Here is a 20331-nt window from a genome sequence, read left to right as displayed (position 1 = left end):
TGGATTCGGCAAATGTGCAGCCTGGCCGTTATGAAGCGTGTACTAAATGACATCATCCCTGGCGGTCACCGCAAGGTGGTCCACCTCGCCCCAGCTAGTGAGTACCAACTTGCCGCTGACGCAGTTAAACCGATTGATGCTGGCGTTTTTGACCTGAAAGTCGCGCGGACTGTCGAGCTGGATGCCGCGCGCTTCGCGGTAGGCGCACTCCAGCACGCCGCCGTGCGCCACCACCGCCACCGTCTGGCCCGGATGGCGCGCGGCCACCTCGCGCAGCGCGGCGATCACGCGGTCGTAGAACTGGCGAAAGCTTTCCGCCAGACGGTCGCCGTGCGGCATCATGGCGTCGATATCGCGCGACTGCCACAGCTGGAAGTCGGCCGGGTATTCGTCCTGGATGTCCTGGTACAGCATGCCTTCGAAGACGCCGTAAGCGCGTTCGCGCAGTTGCGCATCGGTGCTCGGCGTCAGGCCGGGATGATACGCAGCCACCGCCTGGGCGGTCTGCATGGCGCGTTGCAGGTCGCTGCTGAGCACAGCATCAAGCTTTTCGGCGGCCAGCGCGCGGCCCAGCGCGGCAGCCTGGCGTTCGCCCTCCTCGTTCAGCGGGATGTCGATATGACCTTGCAGGCGGCGCACGGCGTTCCAGGCCGTCTCGCCGTGGCGGATCAGCAGAATGGTGGTTTGAGTCATTGGTAGGCTTATTTATTGGGATATGCGCCAATCAGCTGCGCTTCGTCGATGATATGGCCGTAAATGGCGCTCAACACGTCGGCACAGGAGAAGCCGGGCGGCAATTCCAGCCGGGGCACGTCGAGCGCATAAATGCGGAAAATATAGTGGCGGGCGGCGTCTGGCAACGGCCCGGGGCCGTCATAGCCGGGACGGCCGTTGTCGCTCAGCCCCTGACGCAGCGGCACGCCGTCCAGCATGGTTTCTTCATCGCCCGACAGCGCGCCGGCGGCCAGCGACGACAGCGTCGGCGGCAGGTCTACCACGCTCCAGTGACAGAAATCGCCGTCCGGCCTGTCCGCAGCCAGGCACAGCACCACAAACGAGGCGGTGCCGGCCGGCACGTCGCGCCAGCGCAGTTGCGGGTGGCGGTTGCCGCCCCCGGCTGCATGCACCGTCGGCATGGCGGCGCGATTGCGGAAACTGTCGCTGGAAAGCTTCATCGCTTATTTCGCGTTGGTTTGCAGCCAGAAGGTCACCGGGCCATCGTTGGTCAGCGACACTTTCATGTCGGCGCCGAATTGACCGGTTTCCACTGTGGCGTGCTTCAGTCGCGCCTGTTCGACAAAGTAACTGAATAGACGCAGGCCATCGGCCGGCGCCGCCGCCGGCGTGAACGATGGCCGCGTGCCGGACTTGGTGTCGGCCGCCAGCGTGAACTGCGGCACCAGCAGCAGGCCGCCGGCGATATCGGACACACTGCGGTTCATCTTGCCGGCATCATCGCCGAACACGCGGTAAGCCAGCAGCTTGGTCAGCAAGGCGTCGGCGTCTTTTTCGGTGTCGTTGCGCTCGGCGCACACCAGCACCAGCAAGCCGGCGTCGATGGCGCCGATGGTCGCGCCATCGACCACCACGCTGGCATTGCTGACGCGTTGCAGCAGCGCGATCATGCCGACAAGGTCACGCGCGCAAACTTGCGCTTGCCGACCTGCAGCACAAAGGTGCCGGCTTGCAGTTGCAAGGCTTTGTCGCTGATGACGGTGCCGTCGACGCGCACGCCGCCCTGCTCGACCATGCGCATCGCTTCCGAGGTGGACGCGCACAGGCTGGCCTGCTTGAGCAACTGCGCCACGCCCAGCGGCGCGCCGCCCAGCGCCACTTCCGGAATGTCGTCCGGGATGCCGCCTTTCGAGCGGTTGACGAAGTCGGCCAGCGCATCTTCTGCGGCCTGCTGCGAGTGGAAGCGCGCGACGATTTCTTGCGCGATGGCGACTTTGGCGTCGCGCGGATTGCCGCCGGCGGCCACGGCCGCCTTCAGTGCGGCCACATCGGCAATCGAACGGAACGACAGCAAATCGAAGTATTTCCACATCATCTCATCGGAGACGCTCATGATCTTGGCGAACATGGTGTTGCCCGGCTCGGTGATGCCGATGTAGTTGTTCTTCGACTTCGACATTTTTTCAACGCCGTCCAAACCTTCCAGCAGAGGCATGGTCAAAATACATTGAGGCTCCTGGCCGTAGTCCTTTTGCAGTTCGCGGCCGACCAGCAGGTTGAACTTCTGGTCGGTACCGCCCAGTTCCAGATCGGACTTCAGCGCCACCGAGTCGTAGCCTTGCATCAGCGGGTACAGGAATTCGTGCACGGCAATCGGCGTGCCATTTTTAAAGCGTTTGGTGAAATCGTCGCGCTCCATCATGCGCGCCACCGTGTAGCGCGAGGCCAGCTGGATCATGCCGCGCGCGCCCAGCGGGTCGCACCATTCGGAGTTGTAGCGGATTTCGGTCTTGGCCGGGTCCAGCACCAGCGAGGCTTGCTTGAAGTAAGTCATGGCGTTTTGCTCGACCTGCTCCTTGGTCAGCGGCGGCCGGGTGGCGTTGCGGCCGGACGGGTCGCCGATCATCGAGGTGAAGTCGCCGATCAGGAAGATCACCTGATGGCCGAGGTCTTGCAGCTGGCGCATTTTGTTCAGCACCACGGTGTGGCCCAGGTGCAGGTCGGGCGCGGTTGGATCCAGGCCCAGCTTGATGCGCAGCGGCACACCGCTTTGTTCCGAGCGCGCCAGCTTTTGGGCGAACTCACTTTCAATCAGCAACTCGTCGACACCGCGTTTGGTGATGGCGAGCGCCTCCAGCACGCTGTCAGTCAACGGCAACGCTTTAGAGGGAGCCGACGGTATCGAAGAAGAAGTAGTCATGATTTTTTTACGGTTTTTTCAGAAAAAGGTAGCGGGGCTCAGGAGTTTGTTATAATCCCCGATCCATCAATCTTGCCGCATGAAAACGAACAAAACCGATAATTAGAAGAAATAAAACGTTCCTGAATAGTTCAAGCGGCAAATTTTAACTGATTGCATGAACCAAATACATAAATTCACAAGCTCACGCTTGTTCAGTCTGCTAGGTTCTACGCACAAGGCGCGCATCATCAGCGCGTCTGCATTGTTTCTCGCAGTATGTGCGTTTGGTGCCGCCGGCGTAGCGCCGCTGGCGCCTGACGCCTCGGATCTGCCCGTGAAAACTGTTCAGGAAGCGGTCGTCGTTCCTGACCTGAGCGCGCAGATCAACAGCCTGGAACAGCAGTCTTCTAACGCGCACTTCGTACACGAAGAGAAAATTCGCGCCGGTGACACGCTGGCCACCTTGTTGACCCGCCTCGGCGTGGACGACGATGCGGCTGAAAACTTTATCAAAAAGGATAAGGTCGCCAAAGGCGTGATGCAGCTCAAGACCGGTAAACGCGTCCAGGCGCAAACCGATGACGAGGGCAACCTGCAGTGGCTGCGCGCCACCGTGGTTGACGGCAAAGACGATCCCGTCACCAACATCAAGATCACCCGCCAGGGCAACGGCTTCGTTGCCAGCGCCGAGCCAGCCAAGCTGGAACGCCGCATCGAAATGCACGCGCGCAACATTACCTCGACCCTGTACGCAGCGACCGACTCCAGCGAAGACGGCGCCAAGCTGCCGGACAATATCGTCAAGCAAATCATTGAGATGTTCTCGACCAACGTCGACTTCCGCGGCGACCTGAAGCGCGGCGACAGCTTTAACGTGGTGTACGAGACGTTCTGGCAGGATGGCGAGTTCGTGCGCGCCGGCCGCGTGCTGGCGGGCGAACTGACCAATAAAGGCACGACCTATCAATCGGTGTGGTTTGAAGATCCGCAAAGCAAGCAAGGCGGCGGTTACTACAGCTACGACGGCAAATCCCTGAAAAAAGCGTTCCTGAAATCGCCGGTGGAATTCTCGCGGATTTCGTCCGGCTTCGCGATGCGCGTGCATCCGCTGTCCGGCCAATGGAAGCAGCACAAGGGCATCGACTTCCCGGCGCCGACCGGCACCCCGATCCGCGCAGCGGGCGACGGCGTGGTCGATTTCGCCGGCACCCAGAACGGTTACGGCAATTTCGTCGTGCTCAAACACTGGAGCAACTACACCACCGCCTACGCGCACATGAGCCGCTTTGCGCCAGGCCTGAAAAAAGGCGCGCGCGTCAGCCAGGGCGACATCATCGGCTACGTCGGCACCACCGGCTGGTCGACCGGCGCTCACCTGCACTACGAATTCCGGGTCGCGGGCGAAGCCAAAGACCCGAGCAAGATGAACGTGCAGGCCCAGGCGCCACTGACCGCAGCCGAAATGAGCCGTTTCAAGGTCTACTCCAACGACATGATGCACCGCTTCGCGCTGCTGCGTCCGGCGGGATCCGGCGGCGGGACGCGCATGGCGTCCGTCGCCTCCAAATAAGCTTTTCTGAAACAGGCCGCCTAGCGGCCTGTTTTTTTATTATCATGCGCTGTTGAGCACGTTTCTTCCGTGCGCCATACCACACAGATCGCGAGGCAGGGAATGACGTTGTATATCGGGTTAATGTCGGGCACCAGCCTGGACGGCGTGGACGGCGCGCTGGCGCAGTTTGACGGCGCTGTCACCACCACCGTGGCGGCGGCGTATATCGCCTTCCCGCCCTTGCTGCGGGCCGAGCTGATGGCGCTGCAAGCCAGCGGCGACAACGAAATCGAACGCGAGGCGATGGCCGCCAACCAGCTGGCGCAGTATTACGCCCAGTGCGTGGCCGAGCTGCTGCGCGTCTCGGGCCGCGCGCCGCAGGACGTGCGCGCGGTGGCGGTGCATGGCCAGACCATCCGCCATCGCCCCGAGCTGGGCTTTACGCGCCAGACCAACAACCCTGCCCTGCTGGCCGAGCTGTGCGGCATTGACGTGATTGCGGACTTCCGCAGCCGCGACGTGGCCGCCGGCGGCCAGGGGGCGCCGCTGGTGCCGGCCTTCCACCAGGCCTTGTTCGGCAAGGAGGGCCAGCCGCGCGTGGTGGCCAATATCGGCGGCATTTCCAATATCAGCGTGCTGAGCGGCGATGGCCGCGTGGTCGGCTTCGATACCGGTCCCGGCAATGTGCTGATGGATGGCTGGATCCACCGCCATCGCCGCCAGGAATATGACGCCGACGGCGCGTGGGCGGCCAGCGGCAAAGTAGTACCAGGCTTGCTGGACGAACTGCTGAAGGAGCCTTACCTGGCCCGTGCGGCGCCGAAGAGCACCGGCCGCGAGCTGTTCCATCTGGCGTGGCTGGATGCGCGGCTGGCCGCGCACACGGCGGCCGCGCCGGAAGACGTGCAGCGCACGCTGACCGAATACACGGCCGTCACGCTGGCGGACGCCATCAAGGCCTATGGCGGCGGCGCCGATGCAGTCTATATCTGCGGCGGCGGCGCCTACAACAGCGTGCTGATGCAGGCGTTGGGGGCGGCGTTGGGCAACCAGGTGATGGTGGCGTCGACGCAGGCGCTGGGCGTGGCGCCCAACTGCGTCGAAGCGCTGGCGTTCGCGTGGCTGGGCTACCGCTTCACCGAACGGCTGGCCGGCAACCTGCCGGCCGTTACCGGGGCCAACGGCGAACGCGTGCTCGGCGCGCTCTACCCGCGTTAATCCTTAGCCGGGCAAGGCCATCCCGCGCAGGATCAGGTCGATGCCGGCGAGGAAATCGGCCCGGTCGTCGTGCTCGCGGAACTGCGGCGCGATGCTGCGCGTGAACGGATAGGCGTCCGCATCCAGCGCCGACCATGCAGCGGCCACCTGCGCAAGAATCGCCTCGCGGTCACCGCCCAACTCCTTGCCGATCTGCGCATTGGCCGCGTTCTGCCCGCTGACGCCGAGGATGTAGCTCAGCAGCGCTGACACAGCCGCAAATTGCCCGGCCGGCGCCACGCCCATCGCCCTTACCTGCTGGCCCAAGCGCTCCAGCAAACGCACAATCGGCGACTGCCACGGGGCGCGCGCCAGCGCCGAGCCGATCCATGGATGGGCGTTGATCGCATCGAACATACCGAGCGCCACCGCGCGGATAACATCCTGAGGCGCGGCCTCGATTACCGGCACCTCCAGCGTGCGGGCCACCAGGGCATCGCAGGCAGCGGTCATCAAATCGTTCTTGTTGGCGACGTGCCAGTAGATGGCGCCGGCGCCGGTGGACAATTCCTCGGCCAGCGCGCGGAACGTCAGGCCGCTTTCGCCCCGGCTGTCCAGCAGACTGATCGATGCTTCAATAATGCGCTCGCGCGTCAATGCCTGTTCGCGGCGGGGGGTGTTTTTTGCCATGGCCGCTATCTTGACATATCTGGCTGACTGCCGCAAAATCCTTGTGGAACAACGTTCCATTATCGGATAAATATGAAAATTCCCTCTATTGCCATCATCGGCGCCGGCCCCGGCGGACTAACGCTGGCCCGCGTGCTGCACCTTCAAGGCATCGCCGCGACCATCTACGAAGCAGAGGCCTCGGCCCAGGCGCGCTCGCAAGGCGGTATGCTCGACATTCACGATTTCAACGGCCAGCTGGCCATCAAGGCGGCCGGACTGTTTGAGGAATTCCAGGCGCTGATCCATCCCGGCGGGCAAGCCACGCGCGTGCTGGGCCACGACGGCGCGGTATTGTTTGAGCAATTGGACGACGGCAGCGGCGGCCGGCCGGAAGTGCAGCGCGGCGAACTACGCCGCATTTTGCTGGAATCGCTGCCGGCCGACGCGGTGCAGTGGGGACGCAAGCTGACGCAGGTAACGCCACTCGGCGACGGCCGTCATCATCTGACGTTTGCCGACGGCACGCTGGTGACCTGCGGCCTGCTGGTCGGCGCGGACGGCGCCTGGTCCAAGGTCCGCCCGCTGCTGTCGGATGCCAAACCGGCCTACGCTGGCATCTCGCTGATCGAAACCTGGCTGCGCGACAGCGACCGCCGCCATCCCGCCAGTGCTGCGGCGGTCGGCGATGGGGCGCTGTTTGCCGTCGCGCCAGACAAAGGCATCCTCGCGCACCGCGAGCCGGACGGCGTCCTGCACGCCTATATCGCGCTCAACAAACCGGAGGCATGGCTGGAAGACGCCTTTGCCGACCCGGCCGCCGCCGCAGCCCGCATCGCCGCCGAATTCGACGGCTGGGCGCCAGCACTCACCGCGCTGATCACCGACAGCGACACGCCACCAGTGCTGCGCGTGATCCGCCAACTGCCGGCTGACCACCACTGGCAGCGCGTGCCGGGAGTCACCCTCGTCGGCGACGCCGCCCACCTGATGGCCCCGTCCGGCGAAGGCGCCAACCTCGCCATGCTGGACGGCGCCGAACTGGCCCAGGCCATCGCCGCCCACGCCGGCAACCTCGAAGCAGCGTTAACCGCCTACGAACGAGCGCTCTTCCCCCGCAGCGCCCAAGCCGCCGCCGAAGCCGCCGACCTGCATGAGATCCTCTATGGCCCCAACTCCCCGCACAGCCTGGTCAAGATGTTCAGCCAATAAAAAAGGCAGCCCGCAGGCTGCCTTTTGGCGGGTAAAGCTAAAACTTATACCGAGAACGACGAACCGCAACCGCAGGTCGAGGTAGCGCTCGGATTTTTGATGACGAACTGCGCGCCTTCCAGATCATCCTTGTAGTCGATTTCCGCGCCGACCAGGTACTGGTAGCTCATCGAATCGATCAACAGCTGGACGCCGTTCTTGACCATGGTGGTGTCATCTTCATTCACAATTTCGTCGAAGGTGAAGCCGTACTGGAAACCAGAGCAGCCGCCGCCCTGCACGAATACGCGCAGTTTCAAGTCGGGATTGCCTTCCTCTTCGATCAGTTGGGCGACCTTATCAGCAGCGCTATCGGTGAAAACGATAGGTGCTGGCATTTCGGCAACAGCGTTCATTTCTAACTCCTACGAGAAAACAATTAGAGGCCATTATAGACCCTGAAGATAAGTTCTGCTGCGGACCCCGCAAAAACAGCGGGTTTTAAGGCAACAGGGCAATCTGCATCAAGCCGGTGGTCTCTTCCAGACCGAACATCAGGTTCATACACTGCACCGCCTGGCCGGACGCGCCCTTGACCAGGTTGTCCTGCACCACCAGCACGATGACGGTGTTGCCGTTGTCCGGACGGTGCAAGGCCAGACGCAGCATGTTCGAACCACGGGTCGAGCGGGTTTCAGGATGCGAGCCAAACGGCATCACGTCGACGAAGGCACTGTCCTTATATTGGTCTTCAAACAGTTTCTGCAAGTCTTCGTTGCTGATGTCCTTGGTCAGGCGCGCGTACAGCGTCGAGTGCATGCCGCGGATCATCGGCACCAGGTGCGGCGTGAAAATCAGGCTGACCTTGTCCGACGTGAAACGTTGCAGCTGGGCCGAGGTTTCCGGCGTGTGGCGATGGCCAGCCACGCCGTAGGCCTTGAAGTTGTCCGACGATTCCGAGAACAGGGTGCCGATTTCCGCCTTGCGGCCGGCGCCCGACACGCCCGACTTGCAGTCGGCGATCAGCGAGCCGGCATCGACCAGGCCGTTCTTCAGCAACGGGTAGTAGCCCAGCTGCATGGTGGTCGGATAGCAGCCCGGATTGGCGACCAGGTTGGCTTTTTTGATGTCTTCACGGTTCAATTCGGCCAAGCCATAGGCGGCGTGTTCCAGCAGGTCCGGGCAGGTGTGCTCGATCTTGTACCATTTTTCGAAGACGGCCTTTTCCTGGATGCGGAAGTCGGCCGCCAGATCGATCACCTTGACGCCCGCTTTCAGCAGCGCCGGCGCCTGGGCCATGGCGACGCCGTGCGGGGTGGCGAAGAACACTACGTCGCACTTGGTCAGGTCGGCGTTGTCCGGCGACGAGAATTTGAGGTTCACGCGGCCGCGCAACGATGGGAACATATCAGCGACTGGCAAGCCGTCCTCTTTGCGCGAGGTGATTGCCGTCAGTTCCACATCCGGGTGGACTGCCAACAAACGCAGCAGTTCTACCCCGGTGTATCCGGTGCCGCCGACGATGCCAACTTTGATCATGTTATTTCCTTAAAAGAGTTTCAATGTACCGACGTCGTCCCCGCGCAGGTGGGGCCCCATGGCACGGCCGATCCGGGTCAGCATGGATGCCCGCGTGCGCGGGCATGACGCCTGGAATTCTATCAGCCATGCGCGACAGGCGTATGACCATAGCCAGATGGAAAAAAAGCCGCCCGGCACAAGGCCGGCGGCTTTTTCGGAGATGCGCCGCAAGCAGCGCACCAGAGCGTAAAAATTAACGCTTCGAGAATTGTTTTGCGCGACGTGCTTTGCGCAGACCAACTTTTTTACGTTCAACTTCACGTGCATCGCGGGTGACGAAGCCGGCGCGTGCCAGATCGCCCTTCAGCGTTGCATCGTAGTCGATCAGAGCGCGGGTGATACCGTGGCGCACTGCACCTGCCTGGCCGGACTCGCCGCCGCCGTGCACGTTGACTTTGATGTCAAAGCGCTCAACGTTGCCGGTCAGTTCCAGTGGTTGACGAATAACCATCAGGCCGGTTTCGCGCGAGAAGTATTCCGCTGCTGGCTTGCCGTTAACGATGATTTGGCCAGTGCCCGTTTTGATGAAAACGCGAGCCACTGCACTCTTGCGACGGCCGGTGCCGTAGTTGTAGTTACCGATCATGTCAGTTCCTTAGATTTCGAGTGCTTTAGGTTGCTGGGCAGCGTGCGGGTGCGAACCTTCGGCGTACACTTTCAGCTTCTTGATCATTGCGTAGCCCAGTGGGCCTTTTGGCAGCATGCCCTTGACGGCTTTTTCCAGAGCGCGACCTGGGAAACGCTGTTGCATTTTCAGGAAGTTGGTCTCGTAGATGCCACCTGGGTAGCCCGAGTGACGGTAGTAGGTCTTCTCGGTTGCTTTGGTGCCGGTCACGCGCAGTTTGCCTGCGTTGATGATGACGATGAAATCGCCGGTATCGACGTGAGGGGTGAACTCAGGTTTGTGCTTGCCGCGCAGTCGGAGTGCCACTTCGCTGGCAACACGTCCGAGGACTTTGTCCGTCGCGTCAATCACGAACCAGTCGCGCTGGACTTCATGTCCTTTAGCGGAAAAAGTTTTCATGTGATGACTTTCTGTATATAGAAATTACCGCTCATATGGTGGTTCCGCCATTGCTTCAGCGGACTCGGCCTTTTTATTTACTTTCCTGAGCGAATGGAAAGCCGACAACTATAACCGCTTGTGGGGTCGGCCGTCAAGCCCCATCGACGGCGCAAGCCGCACAAACACAGGGTTTGCGCGCTCCATTACAATGGGGACAAAGTTTTTCTTACGGAGAATGCAATGGAATGCAAAGTTAGCTGGAATGGCCCGTCGGGCATGAGTTTTCTGGCCCAGACCGGCTCCGGTCACCTGGTCACGATGGACGGCGCGCCCGAAGGCGGCGGCCACAATCTGGCGCCGCGGCCGATGGAAATGGTGCTGCTCGGCACCGGCGGCTGCACCGCCTATGATGTCGTGCTGATCCTGAAAAAAGGCCGCGCCGACATCCGCGGTTGCGAATGCGTGCTGAAAGCCGAGCGCGCCGACACCGAGCCGAAGGTCTTCACCAAGATTAACTTCCACTTCGTCGTCACCGGCAAAGGCCTGAAGCCAGAGCAGGTCGAACGCGCCATCACGCTGTCGCACGACAAATACTGCTCGGCCTCCATCATGCTGGGCAAGACCGCCGACATCACCCACTCGTTCGAGATCGTCGAAGTCGCCTAACGCTGCACGCTGGTGCCCGCTGGCGTGTCGCGCACGGTGAAGCCGGATGACTCGATCGCCTGGCGCAGCGTATCGGCGTCGGCCCAGCGTTTTTCCTGGCGCGCCTGGTCGCGGGCGGCGACCAAGGCCTGCACTGCGTCCGGCACTTGCAGCACTGCCGGTCCCCACTCCGCCAGCCCCAATCCCAGAACCTGATCCAGCCAGCGCAGCGTGGCTTTTTGCGTTGCGGGCGGCAGGTCGGATTTCAGCAGCTCCCACATCAAGGCCAGCGCGCGCGGCGTATTCAAGTCCTGGTTCAGTTCGGCCTGCATGGCCTGCTGGTAGCCGGCGTCAGGCTGGCCGCCGTCCGGTAAGCGATGGTACGCCAGACGCAGGCGGCCGAGCGCGGTCTGGGCCGCGTCCAGCGCCGCCCACGAGAACGTCAGCGGCGAACGGTAGTGCGCCGACAGTACCAGGTAGCGGTAGGCCAGCGGATCGAAGCCGCGCTCCACCAGCGTGGCCAGCCGCAGGAATTCGCCGGCCGATTTCGACATCTTGTCGCCGCCGTCCACGTTCAGGAAGGCGCCGTGCAGCCAGTAGCGCGCTGGCGGATGGGCGTGGCACGCCTCGTGCTGGGCGATCTCGTTGCTGTGGTGGACCGGGATGTGGTCCTCGCCGCCGATGTGGATGTCGAACAGCGCGCCGAGATACTTGGTCGACATGGCCGAGCATTCGATGTGCCAGCCGGGAAAGCCGCGTCCCCACGGGCTGTCCCATTCCATCTGGCGTTGCTGCGCGCCGCTGAATTTCCACAGCGCGAAATCGGTGGCGGCGCGCTTGTCGCGCAGGTCGACGCGGTGGCCCGATTGCAACCCGCCGATATCCAGCCGCGCCAGGTGGCCGTAGCGCTCCAGCTTTTGCGTGTCGAAATAAATGCCGTCGGCGGTGCGGTAGGTAAAGCCGTTGCGCTCGATGTCGGCGATGAAGTCGATCTGCTCCTGGATGTGCTCGGTCGCACGCGCCCACACGGCCGGCGCCAGGATGTGCAGCGCGGCGATGTCCTGCTGGAACGCGCGCGTATAAAACGCGGCAATCTCCCACGCCGACTGACGGGTGCGGCGGCTACCCTTCTCCATCTTGTCCTCGCCGGTATCGCCGTCCGAGGTCAGGTGGCCGACGTCGGTCACGCAGATCACGTGATTGACCGCATAGCCGTTCAGCGCCAGCACGCGCCGCAGCAGGTCGCCGAACAGATAGGTGCGCAGATTGCCGATGTGGGCGTAGTCGTAGACCGTCGGGCCGCAGGCGTACAAGCCCGCCGTGCCGGTCTGCAAAGGAACGAAGGGACGCAAGCGCCGCTCGTAAGTATCGTAGAACATCAACTCCATGGCCGCTCCAAAAAGAAAAAGGCCACAGGAGCAAACTCGCTGTGGCCTTTAGAAAACTGTAGATGTGCAAATACGATCAGCAGGCTTCTATGGCCTGCGGGAACACGCTCCGAATCGGGATGGTTGCTTGATCATGCTGCAATATTAGCATCAAACGTAGTAGGCGGTGGTGGTCATCACCTTGCCCATCACCGCCATCACGCCCTGCACCGGCGCCGGCACGTTGACCGCGCCGAGACGCTGGGCGGCCGCGCCGTGTTCGATTTCGTCGAGGCGCATCTGGTCGACGATCGCGCGCGACTTGGCATCCTGCGGCGGCAATTTGTCCAGATGGCTGGCCAGATGCGCTTCCACCTGGCGTTCCGTTTCCACCACAAAGCCCAGGCTGCGCGCATCGCCCAGCACCGCCGCCACCGTGCCCAGCGCGTAGGCGCCGCCGTAGAACAAGGGATTGAGCACGCTGATGTGCGAGTTCAGCTCGCCCAGCCGCTGCGCGGTCCAGGCCAGATGGTCTTCTTCCTCGCGGCTGGAATGCTCGAACTGTTCGCGGATCGCGTCGGTGCGGGCAAAGCGCGCCTGGGCGTTATACAGCGCCTGCGCGCACACTTCGCCGACGTGGTTGACGCGCATCAGGCCGGCCGCGTGGCGGCGTTCCGCCTCGCTCATTTCCGCATCCGCCGCGCGCGCCGCCGGGTTTGGGCGCGATGCCGAGGCCACGCCGGCAATGACGCGCAGCGCCTTGTCGGCGCCGGCAATGAATCGGTCCAGGGGATGGTGGTGATAGGCGGCCATAAACGAACTCGTGTCTGCGATGGAAAATCCCATTATAAGGGAGCGCCTGTTTATTTTGCGTCTGCCGCCTCACGCAGCTGCCGCTGGCGCTCGATGTAGTCGGCCACCGGCCCGCGCACGTCGATCTTGGAGATGTCCTTGGCAACGCCCAGGTTCAGCCCCAGCAGGAAGGGAATGTTTTCCACCGGCACCTCATCGCAATGCTCGGCGAACGCTTTCAGGAAACGTTTAGACTCGACCACCCGCACCACTTTCTCGCCGCTCATATATTGCAGCACGCTGGTGATGCTGTGGCCGCGGCCGATGGCGTGGTAGATGAAGCGGTTGAAATCGGCATCCAGCTCGGCGAAATCCAGCGTTTCCTTGGTCATCAGACCGGCCAGGTAATACAGGCCCAGCGCCACGCGGAAGAAACCGGTGGACTCATCGCGGTCGACGCCGTACTGCATCACCGCCAGGATTTTTTCCTTCAGTTGAGGACTCATTTTTCGCTCCGCTCCTGTGTGCGACTATAGCAAGAGTTCTCTACAATCAGTAGCTTGCGTGTCAGAATTTTTGCATGCTATTCTTGAAACTTTTTAACCCCGGGACAAGTCCGATGATCGAGGTAAACAACCTGGCCAAGCGCTTTCGCCTGCCGTCACGCGGCGCCAAGTCGCCGGCCGCGCGCGATCCGCGCGATCATGACGGCTGGTTCCACGCGGTGCGCGACGTCAGCTTCCGCTGCGCGCCGGGCGAAGTCCTGGGCCTGCTCGGGCCAAACGGCGCCGGCAAGACCACCACACTGCGCATGCTGTCGAGCGCGCTCAAGCCGGACGGCGGCAGCATCCGCGCCAACGGCATCGACCTGCTGGCCGACCCGCTGGCGGCGCGCCAGCACATCGGTTTCCTGTCCGGCTCGACCGGCCTGTACGGCCGCCTGACCGCGCGCGAAAACGTCGAATACTTCGGCCGCCTGCACGGCATGAGCCCGGTCCACCTGCAGCGCCGCTGCGACGAGCTGTTCACGCTGCTGCAAATGCACGAGTTCGGCAACAAGCGGGCCGACCAGCTGTCCACCGGCATGAAGCAGAAATGCGCGATCGCCCGCACCGTGGTGCATGAGCCGCAGATCGTCATCCTCGACGAACCCACCACCGGGCTGGACGTGATGTCGGCCAAGATCCTGCTGGATTTTATCGCCAGCTACAAGGCGCTGCGCGTCCCGCTGATTTTCTCCACCCACCACCTGCACGAAGTGGAAAAACTGTGCGACCGGGTATGCATCATCAACCATGGCAAAACCGCCTTCCACGGCAGCATGGATGCGCTGCGCCAGCAAGGCGGCAGCGCCGATCTGTACGACGCCTTTGTCGGCGTCATCCACCACGGAGCTTGAGCCATGTGGACCATTTACCTCAAGGAATTGCTGGAACTGGTGCGCGACCGCCGCACCTTCATCTTCACCGTGTTCATTCCGGTGTTCGGCATGCCGCTGATTTTCTCCGGCTTCGGCTACCTGTCGTCGACGCTGTTCAAGCAGGCCAGCACGGCCGACATGACGTATGCCGTATTTGGCAAGGAACATGCGCCGCAGCTGGCGGCACGCTTCGCCCGCGAAAAAGGCTTCCATGAAATCGTGCTGGCCAGCCAGGACCAGATCAAGCCCGCCATCGGCGCCGAGCGCATCAAGTTTGCGCTGGTGATCCCGGCCGGCCTGAGCGACCAGCTGGCGGCCCAGCAACAGGGCAGGATCGAGCTGCATTACAACAGCGCCGCCACGGTCGACGTCACCCGCAAGCGCGTGCTGGCGGTGCTGGGCGCCGAGAACGGCGCGCTGCGGGAACAGGCGATGGCGCGCTTCAACCTCAGCCCGCAACAACTGGCCTACACCCTCGATCCGATCCGGCTGGAAGACCACTCCACCGCCGACAAGCGCGAACAGATGGGCGCGGTGATCGGCGGCATGCTGCCCTACATCCTGCTGATGGTGTGCCTGATGGCGGCGATGTACCCGGCGATCGACACCGGCGCCGGCGAGAAGGAGCGCGGCACGCTGGAAACCCTGCTGCTGGCGCCGGTCTCGCGCAGCGCCATCGTGTTGGCCAAGTTTTTGATGCTATTCACCGTCGGCCTGACCTCGGCGCTGCTGATGATCGTCAGCGTGGGGGTGCTGATCCACTTCTTCGGCAGCCTGGCCGGCAGCGAACTGGTGCAGATGCTGCACGCCATCGGCCCGCTCGACCTGGCGATGGTGGCGCTGATGCTGGTGCCGACCGCCGCCATCTTCGCCGCCATCCTGCTGTCGATCTCGATCTATGCCAAAAGCTACAAGGAAGCGGCCGGCATGATCTCGCCGCTGATCATCGTCACCATCCTGCCCACGCTGGTGGCGCTGCTGCCGGGCGTGGAACTGAACTGGCGCTGGGCCATGGTGCCGCTGACCAATGTGGCGCTGGCGATGAAGGAACTGGTCAAGGGCACCATGGACTACCGCATGTTCTCGGTGATCCTGCTGTCCACCGCGCTAACCGCCGGCCTGCTGCTGGCCCTGTGCCGCTGGTGGTTCCACCGCGAGCAGGTGTTGTTCAGGAACTAAGGCGTCCCAGCTTCAAGTTGTCTATTCAACCACCGAACCCAGCCTGCGGTCTGTGCCGCCAATTTTGCACTCTGGCGCAGCATAATGCGGCCCATCGCAATGGCGCCCCCCAGTGTGGACCAAATTCAATACAATGCCATCATGTGAAAAGTGGTTGTTCGCGCGGAATCAGGAGTTAGCATGGAATTAAGCATCAGCAATTTGTCGAAGACCTACGCCAATGGCGTGGTGGCGCTGGACAAGATCTCGCTCACCATCCCGGCCGGGATGTTCGGCTTGCTCGGCCCGAACGGCGCCGGCAAGTCGACGCTGATGCGCACCCTGGCCACTTTGCAGGAATGCGATTCCGGCTCGGTGTTCTTCGGCGACCTCGACGTGCTGGACGAGAAAGACGAGCTGCGCCGCCAGCTGGGCTACCTGCCGCAGGACTTCGGCGTCTACCCCAAAGTCACCGCCTACGAAATGCTGGACCACTTCGCCGTGCTCAAAGGCCTGAGCAACCGCCACCGCCGGCGCGAGGTGGTCGACGGACTGTTGCAACAAACCAATCTTTTTGAAGTGCGCCACCAGCGCCTCGGCGGCTTCTCGGGCGGCATGCGACAGCGCTTCGGCATCGCCCAGGCGCTGCTGGGCGACCCCAAACTGATCATCGTCGACGAACCCACCGCCGGCCTCGACCCGCAGGAACGGGTGCGCTTCCACAACCTGCTGTCCGACATCGGCGAAGACAAGACCGTGATCCTGTCGACCCACATCGTGTCCGACGTGGCCGACCTGTGCGCCAACATGGCCATCATCAACAAGGGCCATCTGCTGCTGTGCGGCCCGACCCAGGAGCTGATCCACGAAGTCAGCGACAAGATCTGGGCCCGCTTCATCAACAAAAGCGACCTGCAGTCGTTCCAGCTGCGCCACCCGGTGATTTCGTCGCGCCTGCTGTCGGGCCGCACGCTGATCCACGTCTACAGCGACGACGACCCGGGCGACGGCTTCGAGGAAGCCATCGGCGACCTGGAAGATGTCTATTTCGCCACCATCGCCGGCCGCCACCGCGCCGCCAACAGCTGCGATTAAGGACTGCCCATGCTTGCCATCGCCCTCTTCGAAGCGCGCCAGCGCCTCAAGCTGCCATCGACCTGGGTTTACTTCCTCGGCTTCCTGGCCTTGTCCATGCTGTGGATGATGGCCGCCGGCGGCTTCTTCAAAGGCGCCTCGATCACCTTCGGCAGCCAGCTGATCGACTCGCCGCGCTCGCTGATGTTTACCACCAGCTTCCTCGGCTCGCTGGGGGTGGTGGTGATCGCCGCCATGATGGGCCGCTCGGTGCAGCAGGATTTCGAATACGGCATGCAGCACTTCTTCTTCAGCGCGCCGATCCGCAAGCACCAGTACATCTTCGGCCGCTTCCTCGGCGCCTACCTGACGCTGGCGGTGATCTTCACCAGCATCGTGCTGGGCGCGTGGCTGGGCAGCTTCATCCCCGGCGTCGATCCCGAGCGGCTGGCCCATCCGCCGGCGCTGGCGTATCTGATCCCCTACCTGATCGTCATCCTGCCGAATATCTTCATCTTCGGCGCGGTGTTCTTCATCCTCGCCGCGCTGACGCGGCGCATGCTGCCGGTCTACATCGCCAGCGTGGTGATGCTGGTCGGCTACATGGTGGCGCCCGGCCTGGCGCGCGACCTCGACTACAAAACCTTCGCCGCCCTGATCGACCCGTTCGGCACCACCGCAGCCATCCGCCTGACCGAATACTGGCCCATCGTCGAACGCAACACCCGCATGTTCTGGCCACAGGACGTGTACCTGCTGAACCGCGTGATCTGGGCCTCGGCCGCGCTGCTGGGCCTGCTGATGGGTTACTGGCGCTTCCACTTCATCGCCACCAGCGATAGCGGCCACAGCCGCAGCAGCAGTACCGGCGAAGGCGAAATGCCACAGCAGCTGTCGCAGACCTCGGCCAACACGCAGGAGGCGCCGGACTTCCAGGCCCGCAGCCTGGGCTGGCTGCTGCTCAAGAGCAGCTGGCTCAACCTGCGCGAAACCACCAAGAACATCTACTTCCTGGTGATCGTGCTGGCCGGCGTGCTGATGATGCTGGCGTCGGCGCTGGACCTAGGCTCGATGTACGGCACCAACACCTACCCGGTCACCTACCAGGTGCTGGAAGTGGTCAGCGAAACCTTCGCGCTGTTCATGATGGTGATCACCACCTTCTACGCGGGCGAACTGATCTGGCGCGAACGCGAGGCCCACATGGCGCAGATGCTGGACGCGCTGCCGGTGCCGAGCTGGCTGCCGCTGCTGTCCAAGCTGTTCGCGCTGATCGGCCTGCAGGCGCTGCTGCTGTTTATCGTCATGCTGAGCGGCATGGCGGTGCAGATCTGCCAGGGCTACTTCCTGCTGGAGCCGGGCCTGTACCTGCGCCACCTGTTCCTGATCCTGCTGCCCGGCTACGCGCTGACGGCGGTGCTGGCGATCGCGCTGCAAGTGATCATCAACCAGCGCTACCTCGCCTACTTCGCGATGATCGTCTACTACATCATCAGCGTGACGGCCGGCACGGTCGGCCTGGACAATCCGCTGCTCATCTACGGCAACATGCCGGGCCTGACCTACTCGGCCATGAACGGCTACGGCCACTTCCTGCTGCGCGAGCGCTGGTACGAAGCCTACTGGGCCGGCGCCGCGCTGCTGCTGGTGGTGGCCTCGCTGCTGTTCTGGGCGCGCGGCACCAACGACGGCTGGCGCCAGCGCCTGCAACTGGCGCGCCAGGCGCTGAGCATGCCGGTGCTGGCCAGCATCACCATCGGCGTGCTGATCTTCGGCGGCGCCGGCGGCGTGCTGTTCTACAACCAGCACATCGCCAACCACTACAAATCGGCCTACCGCAAGGAAGCCGACAAGGCCGACTACGAACGCCAGTACAAGCAATACGCCGTGATCCCGCAGCCGCGCATCAACGACGTCAAGCTGAACGTCGACATCTGGCCGGCGCAGCGCACGCTCAACATCAAAGGCCGCTACGTGCTGCAGAACAAGAGCGCACAGCCGGTCAGCGACATCATCGTCTCGCAGGACAACGCCACCACGCTGTACCGGGTGCGCTTCGACCAGCCGGTGCGCAACGGCCTGCAGGACCGCGCGCTGGGCTTCTACACCTACAAGCTGAGCAAGCCGCTGGCGCCGGGTGCGCAGCTGGCCATGGAATTCGACCTGCGCTACGAACCGGGCGGCATCCTCGGCCTCGGCCAGGACACCCCGGTGATCGCCAACGGCACCTTCTTCAACAACGGCATCATGCCGCACATCGGCTACCAGCAGGACTGGGAGCTGAACGACGCGCGCGACCGCAAGAAACACCAGCTGGCGGCGCGCGAACGCATGCTGCCGCGCGACGATGCCACCGGACTGGCCAACAACTTCGCCGGCAACGACGCCGACTGGATCAACTTCGACGCCACCGTCAGCACCAGCGCCGACCAGACCGCGATTGCGCCGGGCACGCTGGTCAAGGACTGGGGCAGCAAGGGCCGCCGCTACTTCCATTACAAGATGGAACAGCCGATCCTCAACATGTACGCATTCCAGTCGGCGCGCTACCTGGTCAAGCGCGACTGGTGGCAGGACGTCGGCATCGAGCTGTACTACCATCCCGGCCACGAGTACAACCTGGAGCGCATGGACAAGGGCATCAAGGAATCGCTCGATTACTACACGAAGAACTTCGGGCCGTACCAGCACAAGCTGGTGCGCATCGTCGAATTCCCGCGCTATGCGCAGTTTGCGCAATCGTATCCAAACACCATCCCGTATTCGGAATCGGTGGGCTTCATCGCCAAGGTCAACGACAAGAATCCGAAGGACATCGACTACCCGTTCTACATCACCGCGCACGAAGTGGCGCACCAGTGGTGGGGCCATCAGCTAGTGGCCGGCAACACCCGCGGCAGCACCGTGCTGAGCGAAACGCTGGCCGAGTACTCGGCGCTGATGGTGATGAAGAAAAGCTTCGGCCCCAGCAAGATGCGGCGCTTCCTGCACTACGACCTGGAGCAGTACCTGATCGGCCGCGCGCTGGAGCGCAAGAAAGAACTGCCGCTGGCGGAAAATGAAAACCAGAACTACATCCAGTACCGCAAGGGCAGCCTGGCGATGTACCAGTTGCAGGACATCCTGGGCGAAGCCAAGGTCAACGCCGCGCTGAAAGAGATGCTGGCGCAATACGGCCGCAAGACGGGACCGTATCCGGGCGTGGACGTGCTGGTGGCGGCGCTGCGTCAGATCACGCCGCCCGACCAGGCCTACCTGATCGATGACCTGTTCAACCACATCGTACTGTATGAAAACCACGCCGTGGCTGCCAGCGCGCGCAAGCTCAGCGATGGAAAATACGAAGTCAGCTTCACCGTCAACGCGGCCAAGGTGCGCGCCGGTGAACAGGGCGAGGAAAAAGACGTGGCGTTGAAGGACTGGATCGACATCGGCGTCGACGACAAGGATGGCAACAGCCTGCTGCGCGAGCGCAAGCTGATCGAGCAGAAAGAGAACCGCTACACGGTGATCGTCAGCGGCCGGCCGGCCAAAGCCGGCATCGACCCCGACAACAAACTCATCGACCGCAAGCCCGACGACAACATGATCAACGTCGAGCTGCAAGCGCAATAAACCCGGGGTCAGGTCTCCCATTTCTACACGAGCTCTACCGTAGCGTGCGCTACGGTAGAGCTCGTGTAGAAATGGGAGACCTCGTATATTGAACGTACCGCGTCGCCATCAGATAATCAGAAAGGTGAAGCGGTCAGGCAGGGTGATGCCGACCAGACTGTGGGCCATTAAGCCCGTGGGTCAGATAGGTACCCCTGCCTGTTTCAT

Annotated in this window: 20 protein-coding genes and 1 pseudogene; 9 read left to right on the top strand and 12 right to left on the bottom strand. The window is 62.8% G+C overall.

Going from position 1 to position 20331, the window contains the following annotated elements; all coding sequences use genetic code 11:
- Window positions 1-42 precede the first annotated feature (42 nt).
- Genes GTP55_RS02600 through tyrS form a run of 4 tightly spaced genes read right to left on the bottom strand, consistent with a single transcriptional unit; the run spans window position 43 to window position 2875 of the window.
- Window positions 43-693: a histidine phosphatase family protein gene (locus GTP55_RS02600; protein WP_161043434.1), complete on the bottom strand. Its 651-nt coding sequence runs from the start codon at window positions 691-693 to the stop codon at window positions 43-45.
- An 8-nt stretch (window positions 694-701) separates the two neighbouring features.
- Window positions 702-1175 (bottom strand): YbhB/YbcL family Raf kinase inhibitor-like protein, encoded by a 474-nt coding sequence (locus tag GTP55_RS02595; protein WP_161043433.1) that lies wholly within the window; start codon window positions 1173-1175, stop codon window positions 702-704.
- Window positions 1176-1178: 3 nt separating this feature from the next.
- Window positions 1179-1625 carry a D-aminoacyl-tRNA deacylase gene (gene dtd, locus GTP55_RS02590; protein ID WP_161043432.1) on the bottom strand — a complete coding sequence of 149 codons (447 nt, stop codon included), beginning with the start codon at window positions 1623-1625 and terminating at the stop codon, window positions 1179-1181.
- Window positions 1622-2875, bottom strand: a complete 1254-nt coding sequence (gene tyrS, locus GTP55_RS02585; RefSeq protein ID WP_161043431.1) for a tyrosine--tRNA ligase — start codon at window positions 2873-2875, stop codon at window positions 1622-1624. Before tyrS ends, dtd begins: the two co-directional genes overlap by 4 nt.
- 157 nt (window positions 2876-3032) lie before the next feature.
- Between tyrS and GTP55_RS02580 the strand changes: the two genes are divergently transcribed.
- The gene (locus GTP55_RS02580) at window positions 3033-4427 is read left to right on the top strand and encodes a M23 family metallopeptidase (protein ID WP_161043430.1); all 1395 of its coding nucleotides are present in this window, start codon (window positions 3033-3035) and stop codon (window positions 4425-4427) included.
- A gap of 102 nt (window positions 4428-4529) precedes the next feature.
- A complete protein-coding gene (locus GTP55_RS02575) occupies window positions 4530-5627 on the top strand; it encodes an anhydro-N-acetylmuramic acid kinase (protein WP_161043429.1) in 1098 nt (365 codons plus the stop codon).
- A gap of 3 nt (window positions 5628-5630) precedes the next feature.
- Here the strand turns inward: GTP55_RS02575 and GTP55_RS02570 are convergent, their stop codons facing one another.
- A complete protein-coding gene (locus GTP55_RS02570) occupies window positions 5631-6296 on the bottom strand; it encodes a TetR/AcrR family transcriptional regulator (RefSeq protein WP_161043428.1) in 666 nt (221 codons plus the stop codon).
- A 72-nt stretch (window positions 6297-6368) separates the two neighbouring features.
- Here GTP55_RS02570 and GTP55_RS02565 point away from each other — a divergent pair, with 72 nt between their 5' ends.
- Window positions 6369-7487, top strand: a complete 1119-nt coding sequence (locus GTP55_RS02565; protein WP_161043427.1) for an FAD-dependent oxidoreductase — start codon at window positions 6369-6371, stop codon at window positions 7485-7487.
- 44 nt (window positions 7488-7531) lie between these two features.
- Here GTP55_RS02565 and erpA read toward each other — a convergent pair whose 3' ends face one another.
- Both erpA and argC read right to left on the bottom strand, forming a co-directional pair.
- Window positions 7532-7882 (bottom strand): iron-sulfur cluster insertion protein ErpA, encoded by a 351-nt coding sequence (gene erpA, locus GTP55_RS02560; RefSeq protein ID WP_110847420.1) that lies wholly within the window; start codon window positions 7880-7882, stop codon window positions 7532-7534.
- 85 nt (window positions 7883-7967) lie between these two features.
- Complete coding sequence (argC, locus tag GTP55_RS02555) at window positions 7968-9005, bottom strand: N-acetyl-gamma-glutamyl-phosphate reductase (protein ID WP_161043426.1); 1038 nt, start codon at window positions 9003-9005, stop codon at window positions 7968-7970.
- 58 nt (window positions 9006-9063) lie between these two features.
- Between argC and GTP55_RS02550 the strand changes: the two genes are divergently transcribed.
- Window positions 9064-9237 (top strand): hypothetical protein, encoded by a 174-nt coding sequence (locus GTP55_RS02550; protein WP_161043425.1) that lies wholly within the window; start codon window positions 9064-9066, stop codon window positions 9235-9237.
- A 3-nt stretch (window positions 9238-9240) separates the two neighbouring features.
- On the opposite strand, the gene rpsI is transcribed toward GTP55_RS02550, so the two are convergent.
- Together rpsI and rplM are read right to left on the bottom strand one after the other, a co-directional pair.
- Window positions 9241-9633 carry a 30S ribosomal protein S9 gene (gene rpsI, locus GTP55_RS02545; RefSeq protein ID WP_110847422.1) on the bottom strand — a complete coding sequence of 131 codons (393 nt, stop codon included), beginning with the start codon at window positions 9631-9633 and terminating at the stop codon, window positions 9241-9243.
- Window positions 9634-9642: 9 nt separating this feature from the next.
- Complete coding sequence (gene rplM / locus GTP55_RS02540; protein ID WP_056157909.1) at window positions 9643-10071, bottom strand: 50S ribosomal protein L13; 429 nt, start codon at window positions 10069-10071, stop codon at window positions 9643-9645.
- Window positions 10072-10293: 222 nt separating this feature from the next.
- Between rplM and GTP55_RS02535 the strand changes: the two genes are divergently transcribed.
- Window positions 10294-10719 (top strand): OsmC family protein, encoded by a 426-nt coding sequence (locus tag GTP55_RS02535; RefSeq protein WP_161043424.1) that lies wholly within the window; start codon window positions 10294-10296, stop codon window positions 10717-10719.
- Here the strand turns inward: GTP55_RS02535 and cysS are convergent.
- From cysS to GTP55_RS02520, 3 genes are all read right to left on the bottom strand, one after another.
- Window positions 10716-12086 (bottom strand): cysteine--tRNA ligase, encoded by a 1371-nt coding sequence (cysS, locus tag GTP55_RS02530; RefSeq protein WP_161043423.1) that lies wholly within the window; start codon window positions 12084-12086, stop codon window positions 10716-10718. The two genes, GTP55_RS02535 and cysS, sit on opposite strands and share 4 nt — an antisense overlap.
- 150 nt (window positions 12087-12236) lie before the next feature.
- Window positions 12237-12878, bottom strand: a complete 642-nt coding sequence (gene coq7, locus GTP55_RS02525; RefSeq protein ID WP_161043422.1) for a 2-polyprenyl-3-methyl-6-methoxy-1,4-benzoquinone monooxygenase — start codon at window positions 12876-12878, stop codon at window positions 12237-12239.
- Between the two features lie 50 nt (window positions 12879-12928).
- Window positions 12929-13363 (bottom strand): hypothetical protein, encoded by a 435-nt coding sequence (locus tag GTP55_RS02520; protein ID WP_161043421.1) that lies wholly within the window; start codon window positions 13361-13363, stop codon window positions 12929-12931.
- Window positions 13364-13593: 230 nt separating this feature from the next.
- On the opposite strand from GTP55_RS02520, the pseudogene GTP55_RS02515 reads away from it, so the two are divergent.
- The 4 genes and pseudogenes from GTP55_RS02515 to GTP55_RS02500 form a co-directional block, all read left to right on the top strand.
- Window positions 13594-14256 (top strand): annotated as a pseudogene (locus tag GTP55_RS02515) (ABC transporter ATP-binding protein); the annotation flags it as partial.
- 3 nt (window positions 14257-14259) lie between these two features.
- On the top strand, window positions 14260-15456 hold the full coding sequence (locus GTP55_RS02510) for an ABC transporter permease (RefSeq protein ID WP_161043419.1): 1197 nt from the start codon (window positions 14260-14262) through the stop codon (window positions 15454-15456).
- Window positions 15457-15636: 180 nt separating this feature from the next.
- Window positions 15637-16530 carry an ABC transporter ATP-binding protein gene (locus tag GTP55_RS02505; protein ID WP_161043418.1) on the top strand — a complete coding sequence of 298 codons (894 nt, stop codon included), beginning with the start codon at window positions 15637-15639 and terminating at the stop codon, window positions 16528-16530.
- Window positions 16531-16539: 9 nt separating this feature from the next.
- Window positions 16540-20124, top strand: coding sequence for an ABC transporter permease/M1 family aminopeptidase (locus GTP55_RS02500; protein ID WP_161043417.1), 3585 nt, complete (start codon window positions 16540-16542; stop codon window positions 20122-20124).
- Window positions 20125-20331 lie beyond the last annotated feature (207 nt).

It is taken from the genome of Duganella margarita (assembly GCF_009857535.1).
Taxonomy (GTDB): Bacteria; Pseudomonadota; Gammaproteobacteria; order Burkholderiales; family Burkholderiaceae_D; genus Rugamonas; species Rugamonas margarita.
Note: the sequence above shows the minus strand (reverse complement) of the source record. Positions and strands in the feature narration are given on the sequence as shown.